This window comes from Streptomyces sp. WM6378, assembly GCF_001279695.1.
Classification (GTDB): domain Bacteria; phylum Actinomycetota; class Actinomycetes; order Streptomycetales; family Streptomycetaceae; genus Streptomyces.
This window is the reverse complement of record NZ_LGDD01000329.1, coordinates 1-13,776: the sequence shown is the minus strand read 5'-3', so window position 1 is coordinate 13,776 and position 13,776 is coordinate 1. Positions and strand designations below refer to the sequence as shown.

The following is a 13,776-nucleotide window of genomic DNA, read 5'->3' as shown; positions in this document are numbered from 1 at the left end:
ACCACGCGAACCACACTCCTCGGGGACGAAGAGGAGAGAACGTGCGATCCATCTGGAACGGTGCCATTTCGTTCGGCCTGGTCAGCATCCCGATCAAGCTCGTGAACGCCACCGAGAACCACTCGATCTCGTTCCGCCAGATCCACACGGCGGACGGCGGCCGGGTCCGCTACCGCAAGGTGTGCGAGCTGGACGGCGAGGAGCTCAGCACCGAGGAGATCGGCAAGGCGTACGAGGACGCCGACGGCTCGATGATCCCGATCACCGACGCCGATCTGTCCTCGCTGCCGCTGCCCACCGCCAAGACGATCGAGATCGTGGCGTTCGTGCCCGCCGACACGATCGACCCGCTCCAGATGGACGCCGCGTACTACCTCTCCGCGAACGGGGTGCCCGCCGCGAAGCCGTACACCCTGCTGCGCGAGGCCCTCAAGCGCAGCCAGAAGGTCGCCATCGCCAAGTTCGCGCTGCGCGGGCGGGAGCGGCTCGGCATGCTGCGGGTGGTGGACGACGTCATCGCGATGCACGGGCTGCTGTGGCCGGACGAGATCCGGGCGTCCGAGGACGCCGCCCCCGAGGCCGACGTCAGCGTCCGCGAGGCCGAACTCGACCTGGCCGACGCCCTGATGGACACCCTCGGGGAAGTGGACATGTCGACCCTGCACGACGACTACCGGGCGGCCGTCGAGGAGCTCATCGCCGCGAAGGCGGACGGCGCGCTGCCCCAGGCGCAGGAGGCGCCCGCCGCCAAGGGAGGCAAGGTCATCGACCTGATGGCGGCACTGGAGAGCAGCGTCAAGGCCGCGAAGGCCGCGCGCGGGGAGGGCGAGGAGGACGAGGGGGAGGTCGCCGAGGTCACCGAGCTGAGCGCGCGCAAGCCCCGCAAGTCCGCGCCGGCGAAGAAGACGGCGGCGAAGAGGGCCCCTGCGGCGAAGAAGACCGCGCAGACCAAGACCGCGCAGGCCAAGAAGAGCACCGCCACCAAGAAGACCGCGGAGTCGAGCCCCAAGTCCACCGGGGCGAAGAAGTCCACCGCCACCACCGCCAAGAAGACCGCGGCGAAGAAGGCGGCCCCGAAGAAGCGGGCCAGCGCCTGACCTCCGTACTCGCGGCCCGCGGCCTCGATTCGATAACGGAAGGGTTGCGGCGCGTCCGCGATGGCGAATGGATGCCCAAGGGTGTGAAAGGGGTGCGGTCATGGTGCGCAGAAGCGGCGACGGCCACACCCGTACCGAGGGACGGCGCAGGCCGGACCCCCTCGTGCTCTCGGTTCTGCCGTACGTGGTGATGGCGCTGGTCGTCGTGGCCAACCTGATCGCGGGCCCCACGGTCGGGCTGCTGCCGCTGGTCTCGCTCGGCCCCGCCTTCGCCGGTCTGGTCGGCGGCTGGCGGCGCACCGTCGTCGTGGGCCTGATCGCGCTGGTCGCCGGGGTCGGGCTCGGGATCTACAGCGAGCTCTTCGAGGAGCGCCGGGGCTTCGCCTCGCTGGCCGCCGTCGCGGGGGTCACCGCGGTGGGCGTGGCCGGATCCGTGATGCGCCAGCGCCGCGAGGCCGAACTCGCCGGCATGCGCTCCATCGCCGAGGTCGCCCAGCGGGTGCTGCTGCGGCCGGTGCCGCGCAGTGCGGGACATCTGCGCGCGGCGGTCTCGTACACCTCGGCGGTCGCGGAGGCGAGGATCGGCGGCGACCTGTACGAGGTGGTGGCGGCGCCCGGAGGGGTGCGCGTGATCATCGGGGACGTCCAGGGCAAGGGGCTCGAATCGGTGGAGACGGCGGCCGTGGTGCTCGGCGCGTTCCGGGAGGCCGCGCACGACGAGCCGGACCTGAAGGGGGTGGGCGCGCGGGTGGAGCGGGCGGCCGGGCGGGCCCTGGAGGGCGAGAAGTTCGTCACCGCGATCATCGCCGAGCTCGACCCCGCGAACGGGGCGGTGTTCCTCAACTACGGCCATCCGCCGCCCCTGTTGGTACGGTCCGACGGCTCGGTGTCCTTCCCCGAACCCGCGTCGTACGCGCTGCCGCTCGGCCTGGGGCTCGGCTCGGGGGACGGCCCACAGCCCTTCCGGGTCCCGTTCGCCCCCGGCGACCAGCTCCTGCTCTACACCGACGGGGTGACCGAGGCCCGCGACAGATCGGGCGAGTTCTACCCCCTGGGCGCCCGCACCCCGCTCCTGAAGGACCCCGACCCGGAAGCGGCCCTTGAGGCCCTCCGGCGGGACCTCATGCTCCACACGGAGGGACCGTTGCACGACGACGCGGCGATGCTGCTTCTCCGCCATCGCGAGTAGCCGTGAAGTGCTGGTTCACCCCTTAGGGGGCTATGGCTGAGCTAGGCCCGAGGGCCCTCCAAATGCGTCGTCAGCTTCTCCAGCATCGGCCACGTGCCCGCATCCGTACCGTCCCCGAGCGGGTAGTACAGCGCGAGCCCCGCGTCCGGGCCGAGTTGGACGGGGCGCAGGGACAGCGGGGGGCGCTGGGCGTGGGCCAGGCCGGCGGCCCGCACCCCCTCCGCCCCCAGCGTGTACGACACCGGGATCGGCGGGGCCTCGAAATGGGCCGGGACGGCCAGGTCCCGGCGGCCCCGGCGCAGGGAGACCAGCATGTGGGTCAGGCCGTGCGAGCCGGCCAGGGTGCGAGCCAGCGGCTCGACCGCGTCCAGCGGGGGCGCCTCATCCGCCCCGTACCCCAGCGTCAGCGTCGCGTCCGCTGCCACGCCCCGCTCCACCCGCGTCACCCGGAGCCCCGCGAGCGCGGGCCGCGCCGGGTCGCCGACGGCGAGCAGCTGGGTCGATTCGGGTGCCCGGTCGCGGGCGAGGTCGGTCAACTTCCGTGCGGACCAAGGGAGGTTGATGGGCTCCGCGGTGCCCCAGCCTGACGGGGCCGCGCCGGTCAACGCTTCCCAGGCGGCCGACAGGGCGCGGCCAAGGACCAGGTTCTCGTCCGCGTTGTGCACCGTGCGGAACGCGACGATCAGCTGCCGCTCGGAGGTGAGCGCGGGCGCGCTGAACGCCTCGGCCACGACCGCCTGGCCCGAAGCGTCCCGGGCCGGCGCGAACGTGCCGTCCTGCCAGCGCAGGACCGCGCCGGAAAGCCCGTCGTAGTACCCGCAGTCGGGGTCCTTGACCACCCAGCGGTTGGGCGCGCCCGTCAGTGCCGTACGCAGCGGAAGGCTGAGCCGCACGCCGGGCGGGGTCACGATCTGGAGCGCGCGGCGGCTCTCGACGGCGGCGCGCAGGATGTGCGAGAGCCACGCGGTCAGCGCGATGACCGGCCGGTCGCACATGACGACGGCGGTCGACTCGGTGAGCACGTCCACGGTGGGGTGCGCCCCGCCGGCCGCGGGCCGCGCGCTCACCTCGGCGTCCTCGGCCACCGGGACGACCTCGGTGCTCGCGGCGCCGGGCGGCCACGCGGTGCCGCCGAGCAGGGTGGTGAGCCGCCCGGCCACCGACCCGGCGAGCCGCTCGGCCTCGGGGGCGGCCGTGGAGGCCCGCGCCTCCGTCCACCAGAACGGGCCCTCGGGGGAGGTGACTTGACCTCCCAGGAGGCGCTCGGCCTCGCCGGGCACCTGGACGAGCAGCGGCGCCTCCAGGGACACGAGCGGGCGGCCGTCCGCCGCGCAGAGCTGGACCACCGCCCCGTCGTGGCCGGTGTCGACGGAGAGCCCGGGCCCGCCCGCGTAAAGGCCGGCGAGCAGGGCCCAGGTGTCCGGCATCTTCGGGGTGAGGGCGATGACGTCCTTGGTCACGAGTGCTCTGCTTCTTCCGGCTGGTGGGCGAGGGCGGTCTGGACGAGCTGGTGGCGGCGGCCGCGGCGCACCAGGAAGCCGCGGCCCGGCGGCTGCGCGGACGCGTACAGGCCCGGGAACAGCTGGCCCTCCGTGCGGTCGCCGGTCATCACGAGCGCGGCGGTGCCCGTCTCGCGCAGGGTGGTCAGGAACGGTTCGTACAGCGCCCGCGAGGAGCCCGCGACGCGACGGGCCACCACGAAGTGCAGCCCGATGTCCTGCGCGGAGGAGATGTACGGCAGGAACGGTGCGAGGGGCTGCTGGCCCGCGGTGGTCAGGATGTCGTAGTCGTCGACCAGGATGACGATGCGCGGCCCGCTGAACGAGGGCCCGTCCGGCAGCGCGTCGTGGTCGACGGTCTCGTCCGGCAGCCGCTTCTCCAGCTCGGCGGCGATCCCCGAGGCGAGCCCCACGCTGATCTTCGCGTTGTGCGCGTAGCCCCCGCGGTACGGCTCGGGCACCACGCCGCGAAGACCGCGGCGCGGGTCGAACACGGCGAAGACCAGCTCCTCGTCGCTGTAGCGGGCGGTGAACTGCTGGGCGATGAGCTTGAGCAGATTGGTCTTGCCGCACTCGTTGTCGCCCAGGATCAGCAGGTGCTGGTCGTGCTCGAACAGGTCGAGGAGCACGGGATCGAGCGCGTCCTGGTCGACCGCGATCGGGATCCGCCTCGGCTCGGCGGCCGGCGAGGGAAGCCGCTGTGCGGGCAGCCGGGTCGGCAACACCCGTACGGGAGAAGCGAGTTCACCGTGCCAGGTGGCGCGTATGGTCCGCGCCGCGTCCTCCAGGGCGGGCCCGAGGTCGGCGGACGAGGCGACCGAGTCGGTGCGCGGAAGGGCGGCCTGCGCGAACAGCTTGCCGTTGGTCAGGACCCGCCCGGGGGTGTCCTGGGCGAGCGTCTCGGACAGCTTGCGGTCGATCGAGGAGTCGGACGGGTCGTTGAGCCGCAGCTCCAGCTGGGTGCCGAACATCGACTGCGTCGCGATCCGTACGTCGTTCCAGCGCAGCATGCCCGCCACGATGTGGATGCCGTAGCCGCTGCCCCGCTTGAGCAGGTCGGCCACGTCGTCGTCCAGGGCGGCGAACTCGTCGCGCAGCGCGCCGTACCCGTCCACGAGCAGCACCACATCGGTCGAGCCGAGCTCGGGAAGGCGGCCCTGCGCGCGCAGGCCGCGCAGCTCGTCCACCGAGTCGATGCCGTGCTCGCGGAACAGCTCCTCGCGCGCGGCGAGCATGGCCCGCACCTCGGCGACGGTGCGCGCGGCCCGCTCGTGGTCGGCGCGCCCGGCGATCCCGCCGACGTGCGGGAGCCCGGCCAGCGCCGCGAGGCCGCCGCCCACCAGGTCGAGCCCGTACAGGGCGACTTGGGCCGGTGTGTGGGTCAGGGCGAGCGAGAGCGCGAGGGTGCGCAGCAGGGTCGTCTTGCCGGACTGGGGGCCGCCGATGACGGCCACGTGCCCGCCCGCCACCGTCAGATCCAGGGTCCAGGGCCCCTGCCACTGCCGGCCCGGATCGTCGAGCAGGCCGAGCGGCACCCGCATCGGGCCCGGCCGGTGAGCGAGCTGGAGCCCGTGCTCGGAGACCTGGAGCGGGCCCGCCGCCGCGTCGAGGCTGATGGCCTGGGGCAGCGGGGGCAGCCAGATCCGGCGCACCGGCTCGGCGGCCGCGCGCAGCTGGTCGACCATCGCCGACATGACGGTCGGCCCGGTCTCCCGCTCGCGCATCTGCGGCTCGGCCGACGCTTCCGAACTCTCTTCCTGAGACGGGGAGTTGAAGGTCGGGTACGGCCAGGCGAGCGGCGTGTCGTCCTGCTGTTCCAGGACGGCGGGACCCCGGTAGGCACCGGAGACGTACCCCGCCTTGAAGCGCTCGTACGTCGACGTGTCGACCTTCAGATAGCCGAAGCCCGGCAGCGGCGGCAGGTGGAAGGCGTCCGTCGTGTCCAGGACCGTGCGCGACTCGTCGGCGGAGAACGTCCGCAGGCCCAGCCGGTACGAGAGGTAGGTGTCCAGGCCCTTGAGCTTGCCGCCCTCGATGCGCTGGCTGGACAGGAGCAGGTGGACGCCGATGGACCGGCCGATCCGGCCGATCGACAGGAACAGGTCGATGAAGTCCGGCTTGGCGGTGAGGAGTTCACCGAACTCGTCGATCACGACGAACAGATGGGGGAGCGGTTCGAGCTCGGGCCGCTCGGCGCGCAGGGCCGCGTAGTGCCCGATGTCGGCGACGTTGCCCGCGTCCTTGAGGACCTGCTGACGCCGCTTGACCTCGCCCGCCAGGCTGGTGTGCACGCGCTCCACGAGGCCCGCCTGGTTCTCCAGGTTGGTGATCACTCCGGCCACGTGCGGCAGTTCGGCGAACGGCGCGAAGGTCGCGCCGCCCTTGTAGTCGACCAGGACCAGCGCCAGATCCTCCGGCGGGTGCCCGGCGACAAGGGCGAGCACCAGGGTGCGCAGCAGCTCGGACTTGCCGGAACCGGTCGCGCCCACGCACAGCCCGTGCGGGCCCATGCCCAGCTCGGAGGACTCCTTCAGGTCGAGAAGCACTGGCTGGTGCCGGTCGTCGAGCCCGATCGGCACCCGCAGGAACGCCCGCTCGCCGCGCGGCGCCCACAGCCGGTCGATGTCCAGGTCCGCCGGGTCGTCGATGCCGAGCAGCTGCGGGAAATCCACCGGACCGGTCACCGGGGTGCCCTCGGCCACGGACTCGGCGGAAAGGCGCAGCGGCGCCAGCATGCGCGCGAGCCCCTCGGCCCCGGCCGTGCTCACCTCGTCGGACAGTCCGTACGACATCGGGGGCGCCGGGTTCGCCGGATCGCGCAGGTCCTCGACCGTGACGCGGTCGCCGTCGACGCTGATCCGGACGGTGACGTGGTCCGGCTCGTGCACCTGCTGCTCAAGCAGGTGCAGCACCGTCACGCCCATCTCGGTGAGACCGACCGCCGTGTCGGGACGGGGCAGTTCCTCGGCGGGGGCGCCGTACTCGTCGCTCACCACGAGCAGCCGGTCGATCATCATCAGCGCGTTCCGGTCCGACAGGCCCCGGCGCACCTCCGCCGCGTACGAGGCCCGCTGGCGCAGGTCCGTCCGCATCAGCCGGGCCAACTGCGGCATGCTCGGCGCGATCCGGCGCGCGGCCACCGGGCCGTCGCTCTCCAGCGCGTCCAGGACATGGGGCAGCCACTTGGCCCACTCCCAGTCGTCGAGCCGGTCGCCCGGCACGCCGAGCGCGATCGCCAGATCGTCCGGGGCGTGCGTGACGGCCGCCTGCACGAGCAGTGCCCGGGCGACCCGCAGCACACCCTCGCGGTCGCCGACCACGCTCACGTTCGCGGCCCGGTCGAGCGGCACCGTCAGCGGCGACTCGGTGGCCGTGGCGTACCGGGCCACCAGCGCCCGCGCCTCGTTCAGCATGAACGGGTCCGGCGGGGTGAGCACGCCCTGCGCACTGTTCTGCCCGATCGACAGATCCTGCGTCGGTACGGTGCCGGTGCCCACCCGCACCCGCAGGAAGTCCGCGTCGCCGCGCCGCCGCTCCCACAGCCGGGCGGGATCCCGCAGCAGGTCGTACAGAGCCTGAGGCGGCGGGTTGAGCAGCCGGGCCTGGAGCCTCGACTCCCGCTCCACGGCGCCGAGTTCCTCGCGCTGCTCCTCCAGATATTCGAGGTAGCGCTCGCGCTGGGTGCGCCGGGTGCGCTGCGCCTTGCCGCGCTGGGAAAGGAACAGCGCGACCGCGCCGAGCAGCGCCACGACCAGGACGATGGCGCCGAGGCCCGCGAACTGGCTGTTGCGGATCACCGTCATCATGATCACGGAGCTCATCACGCCGGCCATCGGGAGCAGCGCGGTCGCGGCCGTGCCGGTCTTGCCCTCGGGCAGGTTCGGCGGCGGCTCGATGGCGCGCGGCGCCGCGGCGGCGGCCGGCCGGGTCGAGCGGGCCGGGCGGTGGACCTGGTGCAGCGTCATCGCACCCTCACCGCCCGCTCCATCGCCTCGGCGGCCAGCGCGACGGCGGCCTGCCGGGTGGCCCGGCCGAGCAGTGCGGTCTGGATGGGGCCTCCCTGGGCCAGATGCCGGTCGTAGGGGACCGGGAGCACGGTGACGCCCGCCTCCCGCAGATGCGCGGTGGCGGCCTTCAAGTCCAGTGTCATGTCGGGTGAGTTGGCGGTGAGCGCCACCACGGTGGTGGCCAGCGCCGAGTGCGGCAGATGGGCGAGCCAGTCAAGGACGACCCGGGTGCCGCCGACGCCCTCCGCGGTCATCGGGGCGACCACGATCCGGGCGTGCGCGGTGTCCATCGCGGTACGCGCCACCTCGCCGGGCAGCGTCTCGCAGTCGACCACGGTCACCGCGAAGTACCGCCGCAGCGCGAGCGTCACGGTGCGGTACGTCCGCATGCTCAGCGGCGCGCCGAGCCGGCCCTGGCTCGCGGGCAGCAGCCAGCCGCCGTCCGTGATCGGCACGAGATAGCCGGTGACGTCGGTCAGCTGCATGGCGGGGGTGAGGATGTCGGCGAGGTCCGCGCAGGACCAGCGCACCGACTCGGCCCCGAGCCGGACCGGGAGCGTGCCGAGCGCACCGTCCGCCTCCAGGGCGAGCACGGGATCGTGCCGGTAGTGATTGAAGCTCCGCGCTAGCAGGGCTGCGACGGTGGTCTTCCCCACGCCGCCCCGGATCGAGGTGACCGCGATGACCCGCCCGGTCGTCACGGGCTGCTGCAACTCCCGCCCGATCCGGCTCTCCTCGGCCACGTCCTGCGCGGCGGACGACCCGAGCTTGCGCACGGACCGCCCGGCCCGCTTGGCCACGGAGTCCCCGTGCACCGGCCGCCCGAGCGCCACGGCGAGCCGGGGATCGACGGTGGGCACGGACTCGGGCGTGGCCATGGGCACCGCGGCGTCCCGCCCGCCGGGGATGCGGAGCTCGGGGAGGGTGGCGGGGCGGTCGGCGGGTGCGTTGTGGGGGGTGGGCATGGGCAGCCCGGCGGGCTGGGGCTCCGGGGCTCCGGCTCCGTGCGGGGCGGCGGAAGCGGCATCCGGGGCGGGGGATCCGTACTGGGCGGCGGCGCGGGCGGCGGCGACGGCGTCGAGGGTCCCGGCGGTGTGGGGGTGGGGAGCGGCGGAGGCTTGGCGAGGGCCGGAGGTGGGGAACCCGGCGTTGCCGGGGTTGGGGTGCTGGGAGCCCGGAGTGGGGCCGGCGTCGGCGTTCGCGGCACTGAGTGCCCCAACTCCCGCCGAAGGAGCGGTAGTTGATCCGTCCGGGGAGGCGTCGGCCTGGCGGGGTTCCAGCGGACGTATCCGGAACGTGCCCTCCGCCGGGCCGGTGTACGGCCGGCCGGACGGCGCCGCGGGGTTGCCCGCATCAGACTGTGCGGCAGAGTCGCTGGCACCGGGCTGTGCGGCCGACGCGGCCGAGCCGAAGGAACCTTCCGCCGGGCCCACACCCTGCGGTGCGGCCGACGCAGAGCCGAAGGCACCCGTACCCCGCGGTGCACCCGATGCCGAGTCACCCCCGTTCAGCTCGCGCAGCACATCGCGCTGCCAGTCCTCGCCCACAGCCATATCCCGACCTCTACGCATACCTACGCGAACGTGCCGAGCAGACGCCCGTACACCCCGAACACCCCGAGCACCAGCGGGAACAGCGCGATCACACCGATCGATTCCAGCGCGTCGCCGAACCGTCGCAGCCGGACCCGCACATGGTCCGCGGGCTGGATGACGAGCACCGCGACCGGGGCCAGTGCGAGCACCACGAGCAGGGCCAGCGGGCCGACCGCGCCGGTGCGCTCCCACCAGACCCAGGCGAGCCGCCCGGCCACCGCGGCCGCGGCCGCGAAAAGGCCGACCACCTCGGCGACCAGCGGATACGCACGCGCGCGCAGGGCGAGCACCACAGCGAGTACCGAGGCGAGCGGCACCGTCCACACCGTCGGCGTACGCAGCACCAGGATCCCGGCGACCGCCGCGCAGGCGGCCATGACGACGGTGGCGAGGGCGAGCCCGCGGTGGGTGGCCGCGAGCGCGGTCGACACCTGATAGCGGCTGACGGAAGTCCCGCCGGAGCGCCGGTCGTCGAGCCCCGAGAGCCCGGACGCCATCAGGGCGAGACGCGGCAGCACCCCGAGCAGCAGCACCGACACGACCACCACGATCGCCCCGGCCCGCGCCTGCCCGACCGCCGAGCCGGCCCCGGACTGCAGCGCGATCACGGCCTCCCAGCACGCCCCGGCCCCGGCGACCGCCCCGGCCCCGATGAGCCCGCCCCGCCCGAGCGGCGAGAACATGCCGAGCAGCAGCAGCGCCACCGCGAGGGCGGCGCCGACCGCGCCGAGCCGTGCGCCGCCCGGCCAGCCGTACGCGTCGGCCAGCGTCCACGCGCCGAGCACGGCGAGCACTCCGGCCGTGACGATCAACGTGGTCGCGGGCCCGCGCTGCCCGGCCCGGCCGATCACCGGCCCGGCGATCGCGCAGACCCCGGCCACCGCGAGCAGCACCGTGCCGACCGCGGACAGCGCGAACTCGTCGCGCGCGAGCACCCCGGCCGCCAGCGCCCAGCAGACCGTGGCGAGCCCCGCGACCGCGCGCCGCGCGGCGGGCCGCCAGCGCCAGGCCCGTACGTCGAGATCGTCCGCGGCCTCGTCGGTGACGTCGTGCACGACGGGCGCCGAAGGCGCGTCCTCGACCCGCACCAGACGCAGCACCGCGCCGTCGGGCACGCCCGCCGACGCCAGCGTCGAATCCTGGGCGAGCGCCGATCCGTCGGCCGTCGTCAGATGGCGCAGCATCGGGCGGCCGCCCGGACCGTCGCCGAGCAGCCGCATGATTTCGGGCAGCAGCAGCCCAATTGGCTCTTCGGACGGCAGAACGAGATCGACCCGACGCTGTTCACCGACCAGAGTGACCCGGCTCAATGCCGTACGGCTCACCGATCCCGTAGCTATCACGCGTGCGAACCTATCATCGGGCCGAAGACTTCACGGCGGGCGAAGAACTGGGGGAAGAAGGGGGCGAAGAGGGTGCCGAAGTCGGCTGAACCGAAGTCCCGTACGGGGTCTTGCCGATGAGCTTGTGCGAAATGAACGACCAGCCCACACAACCCGCGCAGAGCACTGCCGCAATCACAATTCCGGCGAACAGCTTGCCGAGGCGTTCGTCGACCGACCGCCGCCCGCGCTGCCCCCCGAACAGAAGGGCATCGCGAAGCCGCCGGCGCCGTACCGAAACCGACTCCAGCAATTGGCTGTCATAGTCCTGCGCGGCAGTCATGCCCGGGCAATCTCCTTCGGATCCTGCTCAATGCCGTACGGCGGTGAAACCGTGACGTGGGGAATCAAGGCCGTTCGCGGAGCTTCGCGGTGACGGCCGCGACAAAAGCGTCCGCCTCCTCCTCGGTGATCTCCACATGGTCGACCTCGTTGTGGCCGAGTTCGTAGAGCCGGAGGTATTCGGTCGGCTCCCAGCGCAGATTCCGGGTGAAAGCCTCGTCGTAGGCGACCCCGTGGAGAAAACGCCGCCGGACGATTCCGCGCGGGCTGCTCCGCGGATATCCGTCGCCGATCTTCGCGAAGTACGTGATCTCCCGCGACGCGGGGTCGATCACCCGCACATCGGCGCCCCGGCCGTTCAGCCACAACTCCAGCTCGCGGCCGCCGACTTCGCGGCGCTGCTCGCCGCTCTCCACGACCATCGGCCCGTACACCGAGCCCGACAGGCCCTGGACGACGGTGTGTTCGTCGACGACGACGCCGAACGAGGTCTCCTTCACTGAGGCGCCGGTGAGGTCGGCGCCCTGCAACAGGGTGCCGAGCAGCGCGGCGGCGTTGAGCCGGGCGCCGCGCAGCGAGCCGCCCCGCACATCGGTGTCGGCCAGCTCGGCGCTGCCCAGATCCGCGCGGTCCAGCTTGGCGCCGCGCAGGGAGGCCTCGTCCAGTACGGCCTTGATCAGGCCGGCGTCGGTCAGGTCAGCGCCGTCGAGCACCGCGCCTTCCATGTGGCACCGGTAGAAGTCGGTGCCCACGAGCACGGCGTCCCTGAGCACGGTCCCGGTCAGCATGCCGCCGCCGAGATCCGCACCGGACAGATCGGCAGCGGTCAGGTCGAGCCCGTCGACACCGAGCAGCGAGCCCGGCTGCTCGACCCACTCGCGGAGCGCGGCCGCGGCCTCGGCGTCCTTCGGCATGGCCCGGACGATCCGCCGCTCGCCTTCGTCACGGATACCAGACAACCCGATCACTCCACCCATGGTCTTCGACAATTGCCCTGACATCGTCAATAGCGGCCTGATCGGCATTGCGCATGTCCAGAATGACCACGCGCTTCCTGTTCACGATCTGGTCCTCCAGTTTGCGCACCCAGCTCCCGTTGTTCGCGGGGTCGTACGCGCCCTTGAACGGCAGCGACTTGTCGCGAACGTTATTGAGCGGAGGCCAGTCGGAGTGTACGCCCTTGATGTCGTAGTACTCCCCGATGCTCGGCGAGTACAGATCACCCTGATTCGCACCCGGCGGACGCTGAATGTCGGACGGCACCTTCCCGCTCTCGCGCATGTCGAGAGCGATCCGCGCCTCGTCCATCTCCGACGGCTTGACCTTCCCCTTGTGATCGGGGTCCTGCTTCAAGACGTCGAAATCGTCGGCGTACTTCTTCTCGATCGCCTGGAGATGCGAATCGTGCACCGCGCGCTCGGCCGGAGAGAGCTCGGCCGGCGGCCCATTGCCGTGCACGGAGGCGGTTCCGTGCTGACCGTGGTCGACGTGCGGAGCCTCGGGCAATGCCGAACCGTGCGACTCGTGACCGAGATCGATATGCAGATCCCCGGCGCCGTGCGGCACCGGCACCTTTCCGAACAAGTCGCTCTGCTCGGCCCGGATGGCCGCGAGGTCGTCGTGGGAAATTCCGGGAAGGCGTTCCTTCTCGTAGAGCACATGGCCGTCCATCTTGGCCGTGAAGCTCTCCGGGGTGTGGAACTGCACCTCGAAGACCTGGCCCGAAACCGGGTCCCGCCAGGTCGAGTTGATGCCCTTGTAGCCCGCGCTGTCCCAGGTGTTCTTGAACGTGACGTTCTCGAACCCGCGGCTCCGGAAGTCGTCGACGGCCTGCTGCACGCCGTGCGCGTAGTCCTTGGAGGGCAGCTCGACGGTGTAGCGCAGCGAGTCCTTGATGTTCCCGAGCGCGTCCTCGGGCCGCAGCATCGGGTCGTCGTGCAGCGCCGTCGCGATCTTGCGCTTGAGCGAGTCCTCGCCCTTGAGGCGGTACTCCAGGCCGTTGAGCTTGCCGTGGTCCACTCGGTCGGCGGCGGACTTCACCGCGTCGGTGATGCCCGGCTCGGCCGACTCGGCCCGGTGCATGAACTGGTCGGCCGCAGCGTTCGCGTGCGGATCGAGGTGCAGCCCCTGCGGCCCCTCCCAGGACCCGTCGGGCAGATTGCCCCGCGGCTCCCCGGGCCCGTCCGGAAGATGCGAACCGCCGGTGCCGGGCGGACCTCCGACATCGCCACCCCCCGTACCCGCGCCTCCGGCCGACCCGGGCTCGCCCGGGTGCGTACCGCCGCCGTGACCCCCGGTGGGGAGGTCGCCGTGCGATCCCGAACCTCCCGAACCGGGGAGGTCGTGCGACGTCGGCACGGAGTTGTGAGTCGGCGGTACGGAATTGTGCGAGGGCCCGGCCGGGGTTTCGTGACTGGCAGAGGGCCTGAGGTCGTGGGCGGTGCCGCCGGGCGTGCGCACCGGGTCATGCGCCATGCCGCCCGGTGTGTGTGCTGGGTCGTGTGCTCCGGCCATGGCCGGTTCTTTGACGTCTGCGCCGATCTTTACTGGTTCGTCGACGTGGGGGAGGGAGCTTTTGAGGCGGGTGATGTCGTCGGCGCTGAGTTCGACCTTGGCCGTCGATATGGTGCCGTCGGGTTTGTAGACCTTGCCGTCGTCGAGGTTGAGGCGGCTGCCGCCGGGCCATTCGATGTAGTTGCCCTTGACGACGGGGACGTCGGTGTTC

At 72.5% G+C, this 13,776-nt stretch carries 9 protein-coding genes; 2 read left to right on the top strand and 7 right to left on the bottom strand.

Features of this window, described 5'->3' with window-relative positions; all coding sequences use genetic code 11:
* The first annotated feature begins 41 nt into the window (after positions 1-41).
* Together ADK54_RS36220 and ADK54_RS36215 are read left to right on the top strand one after the other, a co-directional pair.
* A complete protein-coding gene (locus tag ADK54_RS36220) occupies positions 42-1,097 on the top strand; it encodes a Ku protein (RefSeq protein WP_053730058.1) in 1,056 nt (351 codons plus the stop codon).
* 190 nt (positions 1,098-1,287) lie between these two features.
* A complete protein-coding gene (locus tag ADK54_RS36215; RefSeq protein WP_053730087.1) occupies positions 1,288-2,286 on the top strand; it encodes a PP2C family protein-serine/threonine phosphatase in 999 nt (332 codons plus the stop codon).
* A gap of 41 nt (positions 2,287-2,327) precedes the next feature.
* Here ADK54_RS36215 and ADK54_RS36210 read toward each other — a convergent pair whose 3' ends face one another.
* From ADK54_RS36210 to ADK54_RS47010, 7 genes are all read right to left on the bottom strand, one after another.
* Positions 2,328-3,746, bottom strand: a complete 1,419-nt coding sequence (locus ADK54_RS36210) for a DUF6177 family protein (RefSeq protein ID WP_053730057.1) — start codon at positions 3,744-3,746, stop codon at positions 2,328-2,330.
* Positions 3,743-7,750: a type VII secretion protein EccCa gene (eccCa, locus tag ADK54_RS36205; RefSeq protein ID WP_053730056.1), complete on the bottom strand. Its 4,008-nt coding sequence runs from the start codon at positions 7,748-7,750 to the stop codon at positions 3,743-3,745. Before eccCa ends, ADK54_RS36210 begins: the two co-directional genes overlap by 4 nt.
* Positions 7,747-9,345: a hypothetical protein gene (locus tag ADK54_RS48420; RefSeq protein WP_267887068.1), complete on the bottom strand. Its 1,599-nt coding sequence runs from the start codon at positions 9,343-9,345 to the stop codon at positions 7,747-7,749. The genes eccCa and ADK54_RS48420 overlap by 4 nt, the downstream gene beginning before the upstream one ends.
* Before the next feature lie 20 nt (positions 9,346-9,365).
* Complete coding sequence (gene eccD, locus ADK54_RS36195; RefSeq protein WP_053730055.1) at positions 9,366-10,730, bottom strand: type VII secretion integral membrane protein EccD; 1,365 nt, start codon at positions 10,728-10,730, stop codon at positions 9,366-9,368.
* A 13-nt stretch (positions 10,731-10,743) separates the two neighbouring features.
* Positions 10,744-11,052 carry a hypothetical protein gene (locus ADK54_RS44210; RefSeq protein WP_078966891.1) on the bottom strand — a complete coding sequence of 103 codons (309 nt, stop codon included), beginning with the start codon at positions 11,050-11,052 and terminating at the stop codon, positions 10,744-10,746.
* 64 nt (positions 11,053-11,116) lie between these two features.
* On the bottom strand, positions 11,117-12,010 hold the full coding sequence (locus ADK54_RS44205; RefSeq protein WP_234392351.1) for a pentapeptide repeat-containing protein: 894 nt from the start codon (positions 12,008-12,010) through the stop codon (positions 11,117-11,119).
* Positions 11,994-13,776, bottom strand: a 1,783-nt coding sequence (locus ADK54_RS47010; RefSeq protein ID WP_199827108.1) for a hypothetical protein, incomplete at its 5' end; no start/stop codon positions are given. The genes ADK54_RS44205 and ADK54_RS47010, both read right to left, overlap by 17 nt.